This is a genomic window from Rhizobium giardinii bv. giardinii H152 (assembly GCF_000379605.1).
GTDB lineage: Bacteria > Pseudomonadota > Alphaproteobacteria > Rhizobiales > Rhizobiaceae > Pararhizobium > Pararhizobium giardinii.
In genome coordinates this window covers 354193-372554 of sequence record NZ_KB902691.1, presented here as the reverse complement: position 1 = coordinate 372554, position 18362 = coordinate 354193, and the positions used below count along the sequence as shown (strand labels likewise).

The 18362-nt window shown below is 60.3% G+C and carries 18 protein-coding genes; 16 read left to right on the top strand and 2 right to left on the bottom strand.

The genetic code is table 11. From position 1 onward, the window contains the following. Positions 1-66: 66 nt before the first annotated feature. From A3AY_RS0123380 to A3AY_RS0123325, 12 genes are all read left to right on the top strand, one after another. The gene (locus A3AY_RS0123380) at positions 67-1557 is read left to right on the top strand and encodes a type II and III secretion system protein family protein (protein ID WP_018328116.1); all 1491 of its coding nucleotides are present in this window, start codon (positions 67-69) and stop codon (positions 1555-1557) included. After that, a complete protein-coding gene (locus A3AY_RS0123375) occupies positions 1538-1858 on the top strand; it encodes a pilus assembly protein (protein ID WP_174371927.1) in 321 nt (106 codons plus the stop codon). The genes A3AY_RS0123380 and A3AY_RS0123375 overlap by 20 nt, the downstream gene beginning before the upstream one ends. A gap of 117 nt (positions 1859-1975) precedes the next feature. Beyond that, positions 1976-3580 (top strand): TadE/TadG family type IV pilus assembly protein, encoded by a 1605-nt coding sequence (locus A3AY_RS0123370; protein WP_018328114.1) that lies wholly within the window; start codon positions 1976-1978, stop codon positions 3578-3580. After that, entirely contained in the window at positions 3577-4059 is a 483-nt protein-coding gene (locus A3AY_RS0123365) for a TadE/TadG family type IV pilus assembly protein (protein ID WP_018328113.1), read from the top strand. The genes A3AY_RS0123370 and A3AY_RS0123365 overlap by 4 nt, the downstream gene beginning before the upstream one ends. Continuing rightward, a complete protein-coding gene (locus A3AY_RS0123360; protein WP_018328112.1) occupies positions 4053-4667 on the top strand; it encodes a TadE/TadG family type IV pilus assembly protein in 615 nt (204 codons plus the stop codon). The genes A3AY_RS0123365 and A3AY_RS0123360 overlap by 7 nt, the downstream gene beginning before the upstream one ends. Before the next feature lie 41 nt (positions 4668-4708). Then, on the top strand, positions 4709-5851 hold the full coding sequence (locus A3AY_RS0123355) for a pilus assembly protein (RefSeq protein WP_026203745.1): 1143 nt from the start codon (positions 4709-4711) through the stop codon (positions 5849-5851). Next, positions 5848-6447: a L,D-transpeptidase gene (locus A3AY_RS0123350; RefSeq protein ID WP_018328110.1), complete on the top strand. Its 600-nt coding sequence runs from the start codon at positions 5848-5850 to the stop codon at positions 6445-6447. The genes A3AY_RS0123355 and A3AY_RS0123350 overlap by 4 nt, the downstream gene beginning before the upstream one ends. Positions 6448-6466: 19 nt before the next feature. Continuing rightward, the gene (locus tag A3AY_RS0123345; RefSeq protein ID WP_018328109.1) at positions 6467-7906 is read left to right on the top strand and encodes a TadA family conjugal transfer-associated ATPase; all 1440 of its coding nucleotides are present in this window, start codon (positions 6467-6469) and stop codon (positions 7904-7906) included. A gap of 2 nt (positions 7907-7908) precedes the next feature. Beyond that, positions 7909-8862 carry a type II secretion system F family protein gene (locus A3AY_RS0123340; RefSeq protein ID WP_026203744.1) on the top strand — a complete coding sequence of 318 codons (954 nt, stop codon included), beginning with the start codon at positions 7909-7911 and terminating at the stop codon, positions 8860-8862. A 7-nt stretch (positions 8863-8869) separates the two neighbouring features. Further along, on the top strand, positions 8870-9814 hold the full coding sequence (locus A3AY_RS0123335; protein ID WP_018328107.1) for a type II secretion system F family protein: 945 nt from the start codon (positions 8870-8872) through the stop codon (positions 9812-9814). A gap of 16 nt (positions 9815-9830) precedes the next feature. Then, a complete protein-coding gene (locus A3AY_RS0123330) occupies positions 9831-11135 on the top strand; it encodes a P-loop NTPase and SpoVK domain-containing protein (protein WP_026203743.1) in 1305 nt (434 codons plus the stop codon). A 118-nt stretch (positions 11136-11253) separates the two neighbouring features. After that, the gene (locus A3AY_RS0123325; RefSeq protein WP_018328105.1) at positions 11254-11820 is read left to right on the top strand and encodes a hypothetical protein; all 567 of its coding nucleotides are present in this window, start codon (positions 11254-11256) and stop codon (positions 11818-11820) included. 148 nt (positions 11821-11968) lie between these two features. On the opposite strand, the gene A3AY_RS0123320 is transcribed toward A3AY_RS0123325, so the two are convergent. Beyond that, complete coding sequence (locus A3AY_RS0123320) at positions 11969-12481, bottom strand: tetratricopeptide repeat protein (protein WP_026203742.1); 513 nt, start codon at positions 12479-12481, stop codon at positions 11969-11971. Positions 12482-13120: 639 nt separating this feature from the next. Continuing rightward, positions 13121-13927, bottom strand: a complete 807-nt coding sequence (locus A3AY_RS0123315; protein WP_018328103.1) for a class I SAM-dependent methyltransferase — start codon at positions 13925-13927, stop codon at positions 13121-13123. A gap of 125 nt (positions 13928-14052) precedes the next feature. Between A3AY_RS0123315 and A3AY_RS0123310 the strand changes: the two genes are divergently transcribed. From A3AY_RS0123310 to A3AY_RS0123295, 4 genes are all read left to right on the top strand, one after another. Beyond that, complete coding sequence (locus A3AY_RS0123310; protein ID WP_018328102.1) at positions 14053-15189, top strand: ABC transporter substrate-binding protein; 1137 nt, start codon at positions 14053-14055, stop codon at positions 15187-15189. A 76-nt stretch (positions 15190-15265) separates the two neighbouring features. After that, positions 15266-16408, top strand: a complete 1143-nt coding sequence (locus A3AY_RS0123305) for an ABC transporter substrate-binding protein (protein ID WP_018328101.1) — start codon at positions 15266-15268, stop codon at positions 16406-16408. Next, positions 16408-17475, top strand: a complete 1068-nt coding sequence (locus tag A3AY_RS0123300; protein WP_018328100.1) for a FecCD family ABC transporter permease — start codon at positions 16408-16410, stop codon at positions 17473-17475. Before A3AY_RS0123305 ends, A3AY_RS0123300 begins: the two co-directional genes overlap by 1 nt. Further along, positions 17469-18224 (top strand): ABC transporter ATP-binding protein, encoded by a 756-nt coding sequence (locus tag A3AY_RS0123295; protein ID WP_018328099.1) that lies wholly within the window; start codon positions 17469-17471, stop codon positions 18222-18224. Before A3AY_RS0123300 ends, A3AY_RS0123295 begins: the two co-directional genes overlap by 7 nt. Positions 18225-18362 lie beyond the last annotated feature (138 nt).

Below are 18362 nucleotides of genomic sequence, written 5' to 3'. Positions count from 1 at the left end.
ATGCGGCATGCCCGCATGCGCAGCAGCCAAGCGGCAGCAGCCAAGCGAGAGAGGGGCTTAAGCGGAATGACGAGGGGAAGCATCAAGGGGAAGGCGCGAGCTGGGGCGCTCGCGGCGACGACCGCAGCAATTCTGGCGTGTGCCAGCTGGGGTCTCGGCCTAGTCGGCCGGGCCGATGCCCAGGAGAAATTCATCAGCCTTGCCGGCTCCGTGCAGCAGGTGACGATACCTCCGAACGACACGATGACGATCACCACAGGCAAACCCTTTGGCGATCTGGTGATCGGCAGCGCCGAATTGATCGATGTCGTGCCACTTTCTGACAAGTCGCTGTTCATTCGCGGCAAGAAGAACGGCGCCACCAACATTTCGGTCTATGGCGACGACAAGTCGCTTCTCGGCGTCATCGATATCCGCGTGGCCAGCGATTTCACCGAAGTCGCTTCCGCCATTCGCTCCACCGCACCGTCTTCGCAGGTCAGGGTCTTCAATTCCAACGACCGCATTCGCCTGACGGGCATGGTGCGCGACGCGGTCGAGCTGCAGCGCGTGATGGAAATCGCGCAGTCCTATTCCGAATTGCCGGTGCTCAACCAGCTTCGCGTCGCTGATTCGCAGCAGGTCATGCTCGAGGTTCGGGTGATCGAGGCCCAGAGATCGACCGGCCGCGACCTCGGCATCGGCTGGTCCGGACAGGGCAGGAACGGCATCGGCAAGGCAACGACGAGCCAGGGTATCGGGGTCAATGATGACGACCAGCTCGTCCGCACCCTGGAAGATGCGTCGGGCGTCGCAACGGGCTTGCAGCCTTTCGGCCAGCTGATTGCCAAGGTGCTGGAAATTTCCGGCGGCCAGATCGACATCGTCATCAATGCGCTCGAGCAGAAGGGGCTGGTGCGCCGGCTGGCGCAGCCGAACCTGATCGCCATGAGCGGCGAGACCGCGAGCTTCCACGCCGGTGGCGAAGTGCCGATCCAGACGACGGTGGCGAACGGCGCAACAGTCGCAACCGAGACCGACTATCGGCCATACGGTGTTCGGCTCACCTTCACGCCGGTGGTGCTCGACGGCGGGCTGATCAACCTGAAGATCGAACCGGAAGTTTCCGAGCTCGATACGTCGGTCAGTGTCAACGGCAATCCCGGCTTCATTTCGCGCGCGGCGAAAACCACGGTTGCGCTGCGCGACGGCCAGAGCTTCGCCATGGCGGGCCTGCTGCAGTCGATCAATTCCAAGGACATCCAGCAATTGCCGGGGCTGGGAAAGCTTCCCATCATCGGCGCGCTGTTCCGCTCGACCAGCTTTGCGAAAAACGAGTCCGATCTCGTCATCGTCGTCACGCCGCATATCGTGCGGCCGTCAGCGCCTGGCGAGGATCTCTACAGCCCGCTCGAACAGACGCGCTCGTCGAATGACGTCGAACTCTTCGCGCTTGGTATGCTGGAGGTCGACAAGGATATGCTGCGCCGCTTTCGCAATGGCGAAGGCGTGAAAGGACCCTATGGTCACCGTCTCGATCTCGACGTGGGAGGCACCCTTGCTGTTGCAAAGAAATAAGCGAGTCCTCCTGGTTCTGGCTGCCGCAAGCCTAGTCTCGGGCTGCGCCGACTACATGAACCACCGTGATTCGATCACGTTTGGATTGGGCAATGCAGTGGAGGCCAACAAGGGCATCCACATACAGGATCCTTTCCCGCAGGTGGCCGAGAACACCCGCATCACCACGGACGGCAAGACCATCCAGAAGGTGATGCGCAACTACAACGGCGCCAGCCAGCCGGCCGCGACGCCGCAAACGGCGGTGATCCTGCCGGCGGCAACAATGGGAACGAACGGATCGCCGCTGTACGGGCAGTAACGGGGAGCCGGCGACGAGCGGGAATTGACGAGCGGAATAAAGAAGCAGCGGCGGAAAGGAATGCAGTAAACGCAACACGTCACGGCGGAAGAGGCGCCGTGATCGGGGGATAGGCCAATGTTATTGAGTACGGCTATCAGGCGATTCTGGAATGACAATCGTGGCTACGTCATCGCTTTGACGCTGATATCCATGCCGCTGCTGCTGGGCTTTTCGCTGCTGGTGATCGATGTCGGTCGCACCGGCAATCTTCATACCGACCTTCAGAACGCCGTCGATGCGATGGCGCTGACCGGCGCCCGTGAACTCGACGGGCGCGATGATGCGATCACGCGGGCCGAGGCCGCGATCGAGAAGCTTGCCAATACCGCTGCCTTTGCCGGCGGCGGCGCCGGCATGTCGCTCGGCTCCAGCCTCACGGTGTCCTACGACGCCGGTGACGATGCCGCGAGTACGGTCACCGTCACGTTCCTCACGGCTATTCCCGATGACGATGACGATCCCATCCCCGGTTCCATGGTGACGACGGATCCAAACGAGGCAGCCTATGCCTGGGTCGCTGCCAAGCCTCAGGCCATGCAGACGATCTTCCCGATACCGGTGGGCTTCAATCGGGATACGATCAATGTTTCGGCGGATGCGGTTGCCGTCTATCACGCAAGTGCCTGCGATATCACGCCGATCTTCATCTGCAATCCCTATGAGCCGGCTGGAAATACGAGCCAGGCCGCCAGCGAGCAGGCGGCGGCGGATCTCCATACCAACTTTGCGGCGGGCAATCTCTACGGCCGGCAGATCGAGATGCACACCACGTCTTCGTCCAATCCCGGGCCTGGCAATTTCGGGTTCCTGAGAACCCCTCTTGGCAATGGCGCGAACGTGCTGGCCGAAGCCCTTGCGACCGGCAATCCGGGAGCCTGCTATACGCAGGATAGCCTGGATACCCAGACCGGTGCCGTCGCCGGGCCGGTGGAGGCCGGCGTCAATACGCGCTTCGGTATTTATGAGGGTTCGTTCAAGAACGCGCGCAGTGATGGCCGTTATCGCCCCGCCCAGAACGTGCGTTCCGCACAAAAGGAAACGGGACAGAACGCCTGCAAGGGCTATGAACCCGTGATGGTCGGCGACATCGTCGGAGATGTCACCAAGGCGGTACCATTGGGTTACGGTGCAGCCATGTCCCCGCTCGGCGGCGGCAAGATCAGCAGCAGCAACAATTGGGACTACGCAAACTACTGGAGCGTCGCACAGGGCGGCACGGCGCCGTCGGTCAGCGCGGTCCTCAGCAACCACTCCAGCTATCCGCCGCAGGCAGGCGGAACACCGAGCCGGCCCTCCGCCTACGATGTCTATCGTTACGAGCTCAACACCGCGGCGCTGCTCAGCCATGCCTCGGCGAACGGCGAGATCGGCACGCCCACGACAGGCGGCGGCCAGTGCTATTCGGGCCCTGACCTTTCGAATTACACGGCGGACGAATACGGCGATCGTCGCGAGATATTCGCCGCGATCGTCAATTGTGGCTACGAGGCATCGGTTGATCATCTCAACGGCCACAAGCAGACGGAGGCGGTTGCCTTCGCGCGCATGTTCATGACCAAACCGGCGGTCAAGGCCGGCAGCGAGCGCTATCTTTCGCTTGAAATAATCGACATCACGGGCAAGGGCGGCCGCGGCACGCTTGATGAATTCCTGCGGGAAGAGGCGGAGCTGGTCAGATGATGGCGCTGCGAACCTTCATTCTCCGCCGGCTGCGGTTCGGCTTCTGGCAGAAAGAAGACGGGGCCGTGCTCGCCGAGGCGCTGCTGGCCGTGCCCTTCGTGACGCTGTTCGCCGCAGGCATCCTCGAATTCGGCAACATCTTCTGGGAGCGAATGCAGATCGACGCGGGTTTGAGGGATGCCGGGCGCTACCTGTCGCGTTGCAGGCCAACCTCGCCGACCTATACGTCAAGCTGTTCAACGGCGACCGCGAAACTGATCGCTTTCTATGGAACCCAGGGGCCGGCGGACGGCGCTGCGCTACGCGTGCGTGGCTGGGGTCCCGATCTTGCCGATATCACCGTCATTCCGGTCGATGCCGATGGCACGATCACCGTGCAGACAGCACATCTCTATGAAACCTCGCCGCTGTTCGCCTGGCTCGGTGTCGACGAGATCACCATCAATTCCTCTCACGAAGAGAGGTATATGGGATGGTAGATCTTCGACTTTCCTTCTGGAGGGACGATCGCGGCGTGTCCCTGACCGAAGGCCTGATCACGATCCCGATCGTGCTTCTTGTCTTCGCCGCCTTCGTCGAGTTCGGTTACGCCATGTCGCAGTGGAACCAGACGGTGAAGGCGCTGCAATATGGCGCGCGCCTTGCGGCCGTATCCGATCCGCTGACAAGTGATTTCGATGATGTCTTCCCGGCCGACGCTGACGATCCGCTGAATAATGGCGATGCAACGCCGAACGATTCGACGATATCCTCGGTGTGCGGACCTGGGCTTGCGAACTGCAGCGCTGAATTGAGCCGGATTGTGCAGGGAAGCGACGGGACCTGTGAGGCGGGGGATCCGCGGCCGGGCATTTGCGATTTAAACTGGCGCATTACCCCGGACAAGCTGGTGGTCACTTATCAGCGCTCGGGGCTCGGCTATTGGGGTCGGCCGGACGGGCCGGTGCTGACGATGCGGCTGGAAGTTCGTGATATTACTTTTGATTTGCCGGTTCTCGGTGCTTTGCTGGGGCTTAATGACGTCGTCATTCCCGCCCATCCGGTAACCATTACGACCGAAGACTTAAAGACATGTTCCACCTGCTGAAAGCTATAATGCTAAACCCTTGATATTGCGTGGTAAGCGACATGACGGCTCATATGAACTTTGCAGCGACCACTAAGATTCTTGTTCTCTCCGACGATGCGGCTGCTGCGAGCTTCATGCTCGACACGTTCGGTTCCCTTTCGCGCTACGATGTGCGCCATATGGCCGTGATGGCGGTCAAAGACGCAGCACGGATCGACGTGGCGCAGTTCAACCTGATCGTGCTGGATGTCGACGACGGGGAGATGCTGACCCATCCGGAGTTGTTTGCCTTCCGCAGCAAGCATCGCAGTACGCCGTTGGTGGTCGTCTCGGAAGATCTGCCGGATGATAAATTGCGGCTGCTGTTTCGCCTGAACGGCAACGACTGGCTGAAGAAACCGCTCGAACGCCGCGCGCTGATCGACATGATCTCGACCCACGCGCCGACCGCAGGCGCCAATGAAAGCCGAGTCCATGCCATCGTCTCGGCCGTTGGCGGGGCAGGCGCCAGCGTGATTGCCTCCTCGCTCGCCCACGTCTTGGCCCAGCCGACAAAAAATTCCTCGCCGCGCGTCGATCTGTTCGACATGGATTTCTCGTCCGGGTCGCTGGGCTACTATCTCAACCTTGTCAACGACTATGATCTGAAGCCCATCATGGCAAATCCGTCACGGGTCGATCTCGAATTCATCGATCTCGTGCGCAAGCGCCATCCGGGCGGCTTTTCTTTGCTATCGTTCAAGCAACCGTCGGTGCTTCTGACGCCCAAGGGTGCGGAACTTGTGCTGCGGATGCTGGATGTCGCAGCCTTCGAGAGCAATCACACGGTGCTCGATATTCCCTACTACAACACGCCGTGGAAGGAGGATGTGCTGGGGTCCGCCAACAGCATCTGCATCGTCACCGAAATGACGATCCCCGCGCTGCACGAGGCCAAGGAACTGTTCCTCAACCTGGTGCGGCTGCGCGGCAATTCGGACCAGATTTTTGTCGTCATCAACAAATACCGCACCAAGCTCTTCAGCCTTGGTGTGCGCCGCCAGCAGATCGACAAGATCTTCAAGGATGTCCGCGCGCAAATCATCGCCGATGATTGGGATACGCTGAACGAGGCGGTGAACCGCGGCGTATTGCCGTTCGAGGTCAATGCGCGTTCGCGTTTCTGCGGCTCTGTCAGCAAACTGGGAGCGCTCGTCAGATGAAGTGGCGCAGCCGACCAGAGGCACTGAGCGGCAAAAGGGTCGCCTGGCAACGAGTGATTCGCGGTATCGTGGTCGCTGCGTCTTTCTGGTTTGCGATCCCTGCGACGCAGGCCCTGGCGAGCGGGCTGGTGCCGCGAAACCTTGGGCCAACCACCGGCGTGATCGTGGCTGCGCAGCAAAATTATCCATCCGGCACCATCATCATCGTCAGCAAGGACCGGACGCTCGATCTCATCGTCTCCGGCAACCGTGCCATCCGCTACAAAATCGGCGTCGGCCGCGACGGCTTCCGCTGGAGCGGCGTTGTCAGGGTCGGTCATAAAGCCGAGTGGCCGGATTGGCGGCCGCCGGCCGAGATGAAGGTGCGCGCACCGGATCTTCCCGAGCTCGTGCCTGCCGGCCCGTTCAATCCGCTCGGCGCTCGTGGGATCTATCTCTACCGGGGAAATGCCGACACGCTCTATCGCATTCACGGGACCAACGATCAGTCGACGGTCGGCGGATTCGCGTCCTCGGGATGCTTCCGCATGAGCAATGCCGACGTGATCGATCTCTACAACCGGGTGAAGGTCGGAGCCACGGTAATTGTGAAATAGTCGACCAAGGGGGAAACTGATGACAAGCGGGTTCATCGGACGTTTTTACAAGCAGCGGCAGCCGGAAGGCGAGGAACATTCGGAGATTGCCGACCTCGCCGTCGATGGAGCCCAGATCGCGCCGCAGGCAAGCAGCGGGCCTGTGGCGACCGAACAGGAAACATCGCTTGGCCGGGACATGGTGGCCGAACGGGTCAACCTGCATCGCTATCTGCTCGATCGCATCAATCTCGGCATTCTTGACATGCTCGACAATGAAGAGATTGCGGCCGAGATCCGGCCGCTGGTCAAGGACTATATCCGACAGAACAACTTTCCGCTCAATGCCAAGGAAATCAATGATCTGATCCAGGACATCACCGACGAGATGCTGGGGCTGGGGCCCATTGAGCCGCTGCTGGCCGACGATTCGATCGCCGATATTCTGATCAACGGTCACAACAGCGTCTATGTGGAACGGCGTGGCAAGCTCGAGTGCACGGCGGTGCGCTTCAAGGACGAGGATCACCTGCTGCGGGTGGTCAACAAGATCGTCTCCGCCGTCGGGCGACGCGTCGACGAATCGACACCTTTGGTCGATGCCCGCCTCAAGGACGGGTCACGTGTCAACGTCGCCATCCGGCCGATCTCGGTCGATGGCCCGCTCGTTTCAATCCGCAAATTCACGCGTTCGCCGCTGACGCTGGAACGCCTGGTCGAATACGGGGCGATGCCAAACGCAATGCGCATCCTGCTCAGCGCCGCCGTCAAGGGCAAGGTCTCGATGATCATCTCCGGTGGTACCGGCTCGGGCAAGACGACCTTGCTCAACGCCATGTCGTCGCAGATCTCCGAGAAGGAGCGCCTGATCACCATCGAGGACGCGGCCGAACTCCAGCTGCAGCAACCGCATGTCGGTCGATTGGAAACCCGACCGCCGACGCTTGATGGTCGCAACGAGATTCGCCAGCGCGAACTGCTGAAGAATGCGCTGCGTATGCGTCCCGATCGCATCATCGTCGGCGAAGTCCGTGGCGAGGAGGCGTTCGACATGCTGCAGGCGATGAACACGGGTCACGAAGGATCGATGACGACGATTCATGCCAATACGCCGCGGGACGCCGTCGGTCGCCTCGAGCAGATGGTCGGCATGGCCGGCATGCCGATGTCTCAGCTCAGCGTCCGTTCCCAGATCGCGTCTGCGATCACGCTCATCGTCCAGGTCCAACGCCTCAGCGACGGCACTCGCAAGGTCGTCTCGGTTTCCGAAATCACCGGCATGGAGGGCGAAGTCGTCCAGATGCAGGAGATCATGAAATTCAAAAAGACCGGCACGGATGACGATGGCCGCATTCGCGGGGAATTCCGCGCCACCGGCCTTCGCCCCCGCTTCGTCGAGGAATTCGCCGAACTCGGCATCATCGTCCCTGCAGCGATCTTCGAACCCGGAGCACCCTTGCAGACGGGAGGTAAATCATGACCCTGACCTTGCTCCTCGTCTACGGCACTGTGTTCATCGCTGCGCTGATTTCCGCTGAAGTGCTGCTGCGCGGCTATTTCACGACGGCCGCCCGCCACAAGGCGGTGAACCATCGCTTGAGCCTGCTTGACGGAAGCGTCGATCATCGCAAGACCTACCGCGACATGCTGAAAGAGCGCGGTGCGGACCAGGACTGGCGATCGCTGCCCCTCATGCAGCGGCTCCGGCGGTTCTATGCGCAGTCCGGAATCAAGTTTGATGCGCTGCGGTTTGCGCTTTACGCCGTCGCCGGCGCACTGCTGATCTGGCTGGCTCTTCAGTTTGTGGTGCCGAGCACTCTGATCCGGATCGTGATTTTCCTGGTGGTTTGCCCTCTCGTCCCCGTCGTTGTCATTTGGCGGGTGCGGGCGATGCGGATGCGCAAATTTACGCAGAAGCTCCCTGAGGCGCTCGACGTTGCCGTCCGCAGCCTCGCTGCCGGGCATCCGCTGCCCGCGGCGATCGCTCTCGTTGCGCGGGAAATGCCGGACCCTATCGGCTCAGAATTCGGCCTGCTGTCGGACGAGCTCACCTATGGCGTGGCGCTGGAAGATGCGCTCGTCAACCTTGCGGATCGCGTGGGGGTCGAAGACTTGAACCTGTTGGCGATATCCCTGAGCGTTCAGGCCGGAACGGGCGGCAATCTCGTCGAAATCCTGCAGAATCTCTCAAAGACGCTGCGTGACCGGTTCATGTTGAAGGCGAAGGTCAGGGCGATCTCCTCGGAGGGTCGGATCACCGCGATATTCATGTCGGTCTATCCCTTCCTTCTTTACGCAATGATCAGGACGCTTTCGCCGACCTACTTCGATCCCGTCTGGGACAGCGGCCACGGACCTACCGTCGTTACTGTGTTGCTGGTCATCATGGCGATCGGGAATGTCATTCTCTACAAGCTGGTTAACTTCGAGTACTGAGGCTGCAATGTTCGGAGAGTATGGAATATACATCGTCGTATTTTTTGCGGTGCTGATCTTTTCCACTGCCGCTTCAGAATTTGTCTTCCGGCGGCGCGAGGTGGGCGCCCGTGTTTCGGAAACCGCCGAGGCGGCGGGCCAAGATCCGTACCTGGGCGACGGGGCAATTGCCGATCTGGGCGAGGCGGAAAATCGCTTGGTCCGCCGGTATTTCGAGATCACCCGGCGCGACACCAATGTCAACTCCACTCAGAACCGCCTGATTCGGGCGGGATATTTCAGCGCCGGCGCCGTCGCAACGTTCCAGACAGTCCGGGCGCTTGTATGCGTCGCGATGCTCGTCGCCGCCGTCTGGACCATCGACCATTTCTTTCCCGAGATGTCACGGCTCTCGACGCTCGTCATCGCGATGTTTGCCGCGGCCATCACCTTTATTCTGGTGAATATCTACATCGACCGGCGCGGTCAGGCCAAGGAACGCCAGTACCGGCGGCTCTTTCCGGATTTCATGGACATGCTGATCGTCTGTCTGGATGCCGGCATGAGCCTCGAGGCGGCGGCAAATCGCGTCGCACGGGAGTTCGTCAGCAAACGGCAGGATTTCGGTTTGCATCTTTCGATCATGATGCTGGAAGTGCGCGGTGGACGTCGGCTGCGGGAAGCCCTGGCCAATCTTGCCGCTCGATTGCGGATAGACGAGGCCCGGGCACTTTCCGTCCTGTTCCGGCAGTCCGAGGAACTGGGCACGAGCGTTACGCAGACACTGCGGGTCTACAGCAAGGAAATGCGCGACCTTCGCATTGTCCGCGCAGAGGAGAAGGCCAACGCCCTGCCGATCAAGATGCTGTTGCCGCTCGGTGCCTTCCTGTTTCCAGTCAGCCTGATCATCGTGCTCGTACCCATTGTTATCCGCGTCGTCACCCTTATCGTCGGCATGACGCCCGGTTCCTAAAAACAGCGAGGCTCACATGCAGTATCTAATGGACCAAGATCGTGGAGATATTGCCCTGGCGATCGACCCGCGCATGCCGCTGGCGCCGGCAAATCCCGAAGAGACCGGGCTTGAACTGTCCTTCATGCTGCGCCTCGCCGCAAAATGCGCGGCCGAACAGGATACCGTCACCCCCACGCATCTGGCTGACCGGATGAAACTGCCGAAGGTTCTGATCAATCTGCTGATCAAGGAACTGGTGAAGCTCGCCTTCCTCGAGGCACGCGGGCTTGCGGGAGAGGACGTCAAGTCTGATATTCGCTACGCGCTTTCGACCAAAGGCATGGAATACGCACGCGAAGCGGCACGGCTATCACAATATGTCGGGCCGGCTCCGGTGCCGCTGGAGGCATTCTCGCGACAGATCGGACTACAGTCGATCCATAACGAGCGGATAACACGTGCCCGTTTGATCGAAAGCCTCGAAGGGCTGGTGTTGTCGCCTTCCCTGGTCGGAAAGCTTGGGCCGGCCATGAATTCGGGGCTCTCCATTCTGCTCTACGGTCCGCCCGGCAACGGCAAGACAAGCATTGCTGAGCGAACGTCGCGCCTGTTTTTGCAGACGATCTGGGTGCCATACGCCATTGAGGTCGGTGGGCACGTAATCACCTTCTACGACGAAGCCGTGCATCAAGCCACGACCAGGGAGACGGGCAAGCCTTACCCGAAGGCGGATCAACGATGGATCGAATGCCGTCGCCCGGTCATCAAGACCGGTGGGGAACTGACGCTCGATCTGTTGGACCTGACGTTCAGCGAAGGCTCAACTGTCTACGAAGCGCCCATGCATCTCAAGGCGTCGGGCGGCGTTTTCATCATCGACGATTTCGGCCGCCAGCAAGTCGCGCCCCAGGCGCTCATCAATCGCTGGATCGTGCCCCTCGAGCGCGGATACGACTTCCTGTCGCTCCATACCGGCAGGAAGTTCAAGGTACCATTCGACGAACTCGTCGTCTTCTCGACCAATATCGCCCCGAAAGATCTATCCGACGAGGCGGGCCTGCGGCGTTTGAAGTACAAAATATATGTGGCTAACCCATCGCGCGACGAATATATCCGGATCTTCCAGTCGTATGCCGACAACGTTTCCGTGGAAATGGATATCCATGATTTGGGATTGTTCTATGATCGCAAGTACAATTGCAACTTGCTAGCGTCCTGCTATCATCCCAAATACCTGCTTGATTTCATCGGCTCCTATTGCGAATTCAATGCCTTGCCCAAGGTCGCGTCGCTGGAGATGTTGGAACGGGCGTGGGACGGGGTGTTTACGTTGGATTAGGAGTGTGCTGGCGGCCAGGATCATGGTAACCGCATAGGCCCATGTTAAGGTTTTCGGGAAATACTGGAGTGGCATTTACGAGGGGGGGCTGCGGCCCGGCTCGCGGGGAGAAACGCCGATGACCAATATTGTAAATGTGGATGTCGAATCTGACGGCCCAAGGCCGCGCAGCGAACAAACGGCCAAAGAACCGCCCCGGTCGAAAGGGGTGCCGTTCATCGCCATGGCCTTGATGCTTCTCCCGTTGAACGCGGGCATCCTGCTTTACACTGCAAAAAATGCCGCCGATGTGCGTGAAAGCAGCGAGACGCTGGCCGCGCTGAAGCTATCGATCGACGGGCTGAAGGCGCAGATCGACAAACAGGCGCATACCATCGCGAGGGGCGAGGATGTGGCGATCATCCGGCAAAACGTGGAAAGCCTGCGGAAGCAAGTTGCGGATCTGGATAACCAGATGGGGTCCAGCCTGTTTGCTTCTTCCGGCGGCGCTCAGATCCTGAGCGCGCCCGGTAAGGAGGTAACGCAACGCATTGCGCCTTCCTTTGGCGCGGTCTCGGCGTATCGCGAGGTTCCGAATGACAGCCTGGCCTCGATCGATGCCCAAGGCGTATCGGTCTCTGACCTGCCGCGCTATGAACGATCCGTCTCGCCGGAAGGCAAATTGATTCTCCGGAAAGTACAATAGTTGCGGGATCAGCGGGGTAGCGCTCGCGCTGTTTGGTAGGCGGCAGGTGACAACCGCGGCTGTCGATTGTTCCAGACAACAGAATTCGCAATGCGCCTTTAAGGGGCGCATTGTTCGTTTTTGGCGGCGCCGCGAGCGCCAAGCGGGTCTATCGCTGCGCGACGTTCACGCTGTTCTTCATCAATTCGAGGTTTCGCGCCGTCGTCTCGTTGGCCGGATCGAGCTCGTAGGCCTTGAGGAAATAGCGTCGGGCCTTGGGAAGGTCACCGCGCAAAAGATGGGAATAGCCGATATTGTTATAGTAGACCGGCGTGTTGCCGATCATCTTTGCGAGCTGCGCATAGGCGCGGTCGGAAGTATCGAACCGGCCGATCATATCCGACGATGCCGCAAAGCCCAGCCATGCCGCCGGATCTTGTGGAAAGACTGCAACTGCGCGTTTGTAGATCGCGTATGACTTTCCGTAGTTCTTTTCCCGGAACTGAAGCTTGCCCGTGGTGATCAATTCGTCGTCCTTGTAGAAGGCGACCGCCGAGTCATCTGCGACGGTCTGGGCGCTGTCGCCGAAAGCAGACATGTCTTCAAGGCTGGAAGACTGGCATCCGGCCAAGGTTGCAACACCGGCAAGCAATAACGTTAGGCATCCGACCCGCTGCATCATCTGAAACGTCACCATTCATACCCCCAACTTTCAGATATCCTAGCGTTGCATAAGTATGCGCTCACGGAAATCCTGATCAAAAAATGCTAACAAAGAAACAATCAGCATCGTGAGTCGCATTAAAGAGACACATCGGCCGTTTGTATAGTGTCACTCTTGCAACACAGCGCGATGGCAAGGCGAAATTTTCTCCGATGAAACTGCCATTTGCGCGAGAGTTTGGTTGGCTTGTGAGCAGCTAATCCTCATCTATGAGGGCGTGGGTTCTGTCAGCTAGGCGCCGTCCACAGTGTTTGTTAAGATTAACGGCTGTCGCCTTGGGTGTGCGGAGGCAACACGAGGCAAACCAGGTTTCCTCGTGCGTCCAACTGGGTCCGCCTGCCGTTTAGGCCCTGGCAGCGATCTTTCTGCTCAGGGTCGCTCTCGTTGCAACCTATCCGTCAAAGGCTTGGGCCTGGTGGCTCCGCCATCTCCCGGTGTCTGGCGATCCCAAGCATCGCATTCTGGAGCCCCCTCGCGCAAGTGTGCTCGCCGCGATCCCGTGCGGGATCACCGCATCAGCGCGACGGAGACGCTAAAAAAGCAACTCGGCAGTGAACTGGTGGCTTTCGGCTTTCATGCCACCCGCAAAGCGTCAATTCAGCCAGCTTTCGTGGCGCTGATTGCGTAGCGGTGCTGGATGCCGCGGGCCAGGCCCTTGAAGAGATTCCAGTGTTTCGCCTGCGCGCGATGAACCCTGGCGAGGTCGGTATCGATCGTCACAGTGTCGAAGCCGCTTTGGCGAAGGAGATCGGCGACCGCCTCCGCGCGTGCCCCTTGCGAGAAATAGACGCGCGAAAGAATACTGCGATGCGTATCCATCATTGCCGCCGACGCCTGTACCGCATCGCTCTTCAGGATGCCGAGGCGCGTGCCGAAAACGGCGAGCTTGGAGAGCAGCCGCTCGAGCGGTGTCGAACTGACGAAGTCGCCGTCGATGATCAGCAGCGTTCCGCCCGGTCTCAAAACCCGCAGCCATTCGGCGAAAGCTGCTTTCGGATCGACCAGCGTCCAGACGAGATGCCGGTTGACGATCACGTCATAGGCGTTGTCCGGCTCCATCGTGTTCTCGGCGTCGCCCAGGCGGAAGCTGATGCTGCGCTTGCGGATTTTTGCCTTGGATTGAGCGCGCTCCATCATCGGCTCCGCCCAATCCATGCCGGTCACCCGAAAGCCCAGATCATCCATCAGGTGCGAAATGACCCCGGTGCCGCTGGCAAGATCGAGTGCGGCGCGACCGTTGCCGGGGCCGAGGTGCCGTAGAAACAACTGGTGCCAGGCGGCGCGCTCTTCCTCCGAAAAGATCTCGTGACCGGGCGACTGGTCGAAGGTTGCGGCCCGTTCGGACCAGTATGCCTTGATCTCGGCGCGTAGGTCGTAATTCGCCAGTCTTTCGGTATTGCTCATCGTCATGTTCCCGGATTGCGCAGTGCAGCTTTCGTAACTTCCTGGAATTCTTCTAAAAGATAAAACTTGACTGTCAATATCATGAAATATTAAAAGCGCCGCAGTTTCCCGATGGAGTGAAGACAATGACGATGTTCGGCAGGGTGGCCTTGGCCGCCGTGGGTTTCTGCGCGCTTTTTTCTGGCCTGGCTTTTGCCGGTGAGAAAGTAACCATAAAGGATGTCACGGGTCGCGATATCGAAGTCAGCGTTCCGGTCGAGCATGTCATTCTCGGCGAAGGCCGCCAGATCTATTTCGTTGCCGCTCTCGACACGGACGCGCCGTTCAGCCGCGTCGTCGGCTGGCGCGACGATTTCAAGAAGGCCGATCTCGACGGCTACAATGAATATCTCGCCAAGTTTCCGGAAATGGACAAACTGCCGACCTTCGGCGGCATGAAGGACGGTACCTTCGACATCGAACAGGCCGTTGCGCTGAAGCCCGATGTCATCATCATGAACATCGATGCCAAGACGGCGACCGAAGAGGCTGGCTATATCGAAAAGCTCGGCAAGGTCGGCATTCCTCTTGTCTATGTCGACTTCCGCGAAAAGCCGATGGAAAACACCGAGGCCAGCATGCGGGTCATCGGCACGCTGTTCGGCAAGCAGGAAAGGGCCGAGGAATTCATTCGGTTCCGGGCCGAGCAGATCGCCCGCGTCACCGACGTCCTGGCCAAGGCTGATGCGAAGAAGCCGCTGGTGTTCATGGAGCGTGCGGGCGGCTATTCCGACGATTGCTGCATGTCGTTCGGCAATGAGAACTTCGGCAAGATGGTCGAGCTGGCCGGCGGCGCGAACATGGCCAAGGACATCATTCCGGGTACGTTCGGCACGGTCAACCCCGAGCAGATCATCGCTTCCAATCCGGACCAGATCATCGTCACCGGTGCTAACTGGGAACTCTATGTTCCCGGCGGCAACTGGGTCGGCGTCGGCCCGGATGCTGATCCGAAGGCATCGGTCCGCAAGCTCGCCAACCTGATGCAGCGTCCTGCGTTCACCGGCGTCAAGGCGGTAAAGGACAACAATGTCCACGCCATCTGGCACCAGTTCTACAACAACCCCTATCAGTTCGTCGCCGTGCAGCAGATCGCCAAATGGCTGCATCCGGAACTGTTCAAGAATCTCGATCCCGATGCCACCTTCAAGGAATTGCACGAGCGTTTCCTGCCCGTCGACTACAAGCCCGGCTATTTCGCCTCGCTCGCGGTCGCGGGCTGACCCGAAGGAGGACCGGCACGGGGCGGGCTTTCCGCCCCGATGCATCTGGTCGAACCGCTGACGAAGGATTGAGACAATGAAGATGCTGACGATCGCGCTGCTGGCGCTCACCGGCCTCGTCGGGCTTGCTACGGAACCGGCCCTGGCCGAGAAAGCCGCAATTACCGACGTAACCGGCCGCAGGGTGGAGCTCGATCTGCCGGCAAAGCGTGTCCTCCTCGGCGAGGCCCGGCAGGTTCATGTGGTTGCGACGCTGAAAGGCGACAAGACCTTTGAAACGATCGTCGGCTGGCGTGACGACCTGGTGAAGAAGGACGCGGACACCTATGCGAGCTATCGCGACCGGTTTCCCGACATCGAGAAACTGCCGCGCTTCGGCTATGTCGGCAACGGCACCTTCGATCTGGAAGCCGCGATCGCCCTCAAGCCGGATGTGCTGACACTCAATCTGGAATCGGTGAAGGCGGCCGAGGAGGCATCGCTCGTCGAGAAGGCGGAAGCCGCCGGTATCGCCGTCGTCTATCTCGATTTCCGGGTCGATCCGGAAAAGAACACCGAAAACAGCATAGCCCTGCTCGGCGAGATTTTCGGTGCCGAGGATCGGGCCAAGGAGTTGGCCGACTATCGCCGGGCACAGATTGCCCGGGTGACCGACCGGCTGGCCGCGGCAAAGCCCGCCTTTCCGAAGGTGTTCATCGAACGCTCGCCGGGCATTTCCGGCGATGTCGTCTGCTGCCGGACGTTCGGTCCGGTCAATTTCGGCCGGATGGTCGAGCTTGGAGGCGGCCACAATATCGGTTCCGACGTAATCACCGGCACATTCGGCGATCTCAACCCTGAGCAACTCGTGCTGGCCAATCCAGACAATGTCATCGTCACCGGCGCCAACTGGGCGGCCGAATCCGATGTCAACCAGTACGTCAATGTCGGACCGGGGGCCGATGCGAAGGCGGCGCGGCAGAGACTTGCCGATCTGATGCAACGGCCCGCCTTTCCGGGCCTGAAGGCGGTCAAGCAGGGTCAGGTTCACGCCGTCTGGCACCAGTTCTACGGCAACCCTTACGACTTCGTCGCGATCCAGCAATTCGCCAAATGGTTCCATCCGGAGCTCTTCGCCGACCTCGACGCGGAGGAGACCTTCAGGGACTTCCATCAGAAGTTCCTGCCGGTGTCCTATCGCACGGGCTATTTCGTCTCTCTTGAAGCGGGAGACATGTGATGACCCTGGCCATGGCGCAGCCCATTGAGGATACCAGCGGCGGACGCTACCGCGCCCTTGCCTTCCGCCGCCTGGTGCTGATCCTGTGTCTCGTCGCGGCGCTGTTCCTCAGCGTCGCGGTGGATATGGCGCTCGGGCCGGCAAATTACACGCTTTCGGACGTCCTGACGGCTCTGTTTTATCCGGCTTCGGTCGATGACCAGCGGCGTGTCGTCATCTGGGATATTCGCATGCCGATCGCGCTGATGGCGGTCACGGTCGGGGCATCGCTTTCGGTCGCCGGCGCGCAGATGCAGACGATCCTCGCCAATCCGCTGGCAAGCCCGTTCACGCTCGGCATCTCCGCAGCCGCGAGTTTCGGCGCAGCGCTGGGGCTTGTCGCTGGCGTCGCGATCTTCCCGGTCGCCGTCCACTACATGGTGCCGATCAACGCTTTCCTGATGGCGATGGTCGCCGCCCTGTTCATCCATTTCGCCTCGACCATGCGCGGCGTGACTGTCGAGACCATCGTGCTTCTCGGCATCGCACTCGTCTTCACCTTCAACGCGCTACTGTCGCTGCTTGAATATCTCGCCTCGGAGCAGGCCCTGGCCGCTGTCGTCTTCTGGACCATGGGCAGTCTCACCAAGGCGACCTGGGTCAAGGTCTGGGTGACCGGTGCCATACTCGTCTTCGCGGTGCCCTTGTTTGCCCGCCGCGCCTGGGCGCTGACGGCGCTGCGGCTCGGGGACGACAAGGCGGCGAGCTTCGGCATCAACGTGCGCGGACTTCGCCTGGAAACGATGCTGCTGGTCAGCCTTCTCGCCGCCATCCCGGTTTCCTTCGTCGGCACCATCGGCTTTGTCGGCCTGGTCGGGCCGCATATTGCGCGCATGCTGGTCGGCGAGGACCAGCGTTTCTTCCTTCCGGCGTCGCTCGTCTGCGGTGCGCTGCTGTTATCCGCGACCTCGGTCGTCTCGAAGACGATCATTCCCGGCGCCATTCTGCCGATCGGCGTCATCACCGCGCTCGTGGGTGTTCCCTTCTTCTTCGTGCTCATCTTCAGCAATCGGAGGCGGTCATGGTAAGTCTGGCACTCAAGGGGCTTGGCGCCAAATACGGCAAGCATGTCGTCCTGTCCGGCGTCGATACCGATGTGCTGGTCGGGGGTGCCATCACCGCCGTGATCGGTCCCAATGCGGCGGGCAAATCGACGCTTTTCAAGCGCATTGCCGGTCTCACCTCCGGCCCGGGCACCGTTTATCTCAGCGATACCGAGAAGGGGACGGAAACGATCTGCTACATGCCGCAGGATACCGGCGCCAATGCGGTCCTGACGGTTTATGAATCGGTGCTGCTGGCAGCCAAGCAGGGTTCGGGCTGGAAAGTTCACGATCGCGATCTCACGGATATAGATCAAGTCCTGCAGGCACTCCGGATCAATGATCTCGCCTTTCGCGGCCTCGGCGAGCTCTCCGGCGGCCAGCGCCAACTGGTGTCGATTGCCCAGGCGCTCGTTCGCAAGCCGGAGATTCTCCTGATGGACGAGCCGACCTCGGCTCTCGACCTGTTCCGCCAGATCGAGGTGCTGGGTTTCATGAAGGCACTGGCAGTCCGATCGGGCATGGCGGTGCTGATTGCGCTGCACGATCTCAATCACGCGCTTCGTTATTGCGACAACACCATCGTCATCGCCGACGGCAAAATGGCCGCCAGCGGCCCGACGGCCGAAGTCATAACTCAGGCGATGCTGCGCGACATCTACCGGGTCGAGGCGCGGCTCGAAGCCTGCTCGCAGGGGAAACCGCTGGTGATCGTCGACAGCTCCATCGTTTGATCGCAACGCGACGGCGGTCGCCGCCCAAACATAGTGTCTGTCGGCGCCTTCGGCGCCGATTGTCGTTTCCGGGCAATTCCGCAAGTCAACGCTCGTTGCAAAGCCGAGTTGACGAGCGCGTGACTATGCCTCTAAGTA

What these genes read in the sequence shown, in the direction of transcription:
- A3AY_RS0123380 (WP_018328116.1), top strand. Translation starts at nt 67, where the DNA reads ATGACGAGGGGAAGCATCAAGGGGAAGGCGCGAGCTGGGGCGCTCGCG.
- A3AY_RS0123370 (WP_018328114.1), top strand. Translation starts at nt 1,976, where the DNA reads ATGTTATTGAGTACGGCTATCAGGCGATTCTGGAATGACAATCGTGGC.
- A3AY_RS0123365 (WP_018328113.1), top strand. Translation starts at nt 3,577, where the DNA reads ATGATGGCGCTGCGAACCTTCATTCTCCGCCGGCTGCGGTTCGGCTTC.
- A3AY_RS0123360 (WP_018328112.1), top strand. Translation starts at nt 4,053, where the DNA reads ATGGTAGATCTTCGACTTTCCTTCTGGAGGGACGATCGCGGCGTGTCC.
- A3AY_RS0123355 (WP_026203745.1), top strand. Translation starts at nt 4,709, where the DNA reads ATGACGGCTCATATGAACTTTGCAGCGACCACTAAGATTCTTGTTCTC.
- A3AY_RS0123350 (WP_018328110.1), top strand. Translation starts at nt 5,848, where the DNA reads ATGAAGTGGCGCAGCCGACCAGAGGCACTGAGCGGCAAAAGGGTCGCC.
- A3AY_RS0123345 (WP_018328109.1), top strand. Translation starts at nt 6,467, where the DNA reads ATGACAAGCGGGTTCATCGGACGTTTTTACAAGCAGCGGCAGCCGGAA.
- A3AY_RS0123335 (WP_018328107.1), top strand. Translation starts at nt 8,870, where the DNA reads ATGTTCGGAGAGTATGGAATATACATCGTCGTATTTTTTGCGGTGCTG.
- A3AY_RS0123330 (WP_026203743.1), top strand. Translation starts at nt 9,831, where the DNA reads ATGCAGTATCTAATGGACCAAGATCGTGGAGATATTGCCCTGGCGATC.
- A3AY_RS0123325 (WP_018328105.1), top strand. Translation starts at nt 11,254, where the DNA reads ATGACCAATATTGTAAATGTGGATGTCGAATCTGACGGCCCAAGGCCG.
- A3AY_RS0123320 (WP_026203742.1), bottom strand. Translation starts at nt 12,481, where the DNA reads ATGATGCAGCGGGTCGGATGCCTAACGTTATTGCTTGCCGGTGTTGCA.
- A3AY_RS0123315 (WP_018328103.1), bottom strand. Translation starts at nt 13,927, where the DNA reads ATGAGCAATACCGAAAGACTGGCGAATTACGACCTACGCGCCGAGATC.
- A3AY_RS0123310 (WP_018328102.1), top strand. Translation starts at nt 14,053, where the DNA reads ATGACGATGTTCGGCAGGGTGGCCTTGGCCGCCGTGGGTTTCTGCGCG.
- A3AY_RS0123305 (WP_018328101.1), top strand. Translation starts at nt 15,266, where the DNA reads ATGAAGATGCTGACGATCGCGCTGCTGGCGCTCACCGGCCTCGTCGGG.
- A3AY_RS0123300 (WP_018328100.1), top strand. Translation starts at nt 16,408, where the DNA reads ATGACCCTGGCCATGGCGCAGCCCATTGAGGATACCAGCGGCGGACGC.
- A3AY_RS0123295 (WP_018328099.1), top strand. Translation starts at nt 17,469, where the DNA reads ATGGTAAGTCTGGCACTCAAGGGGCTTGGCGCCAAATACGGCAAGCAT.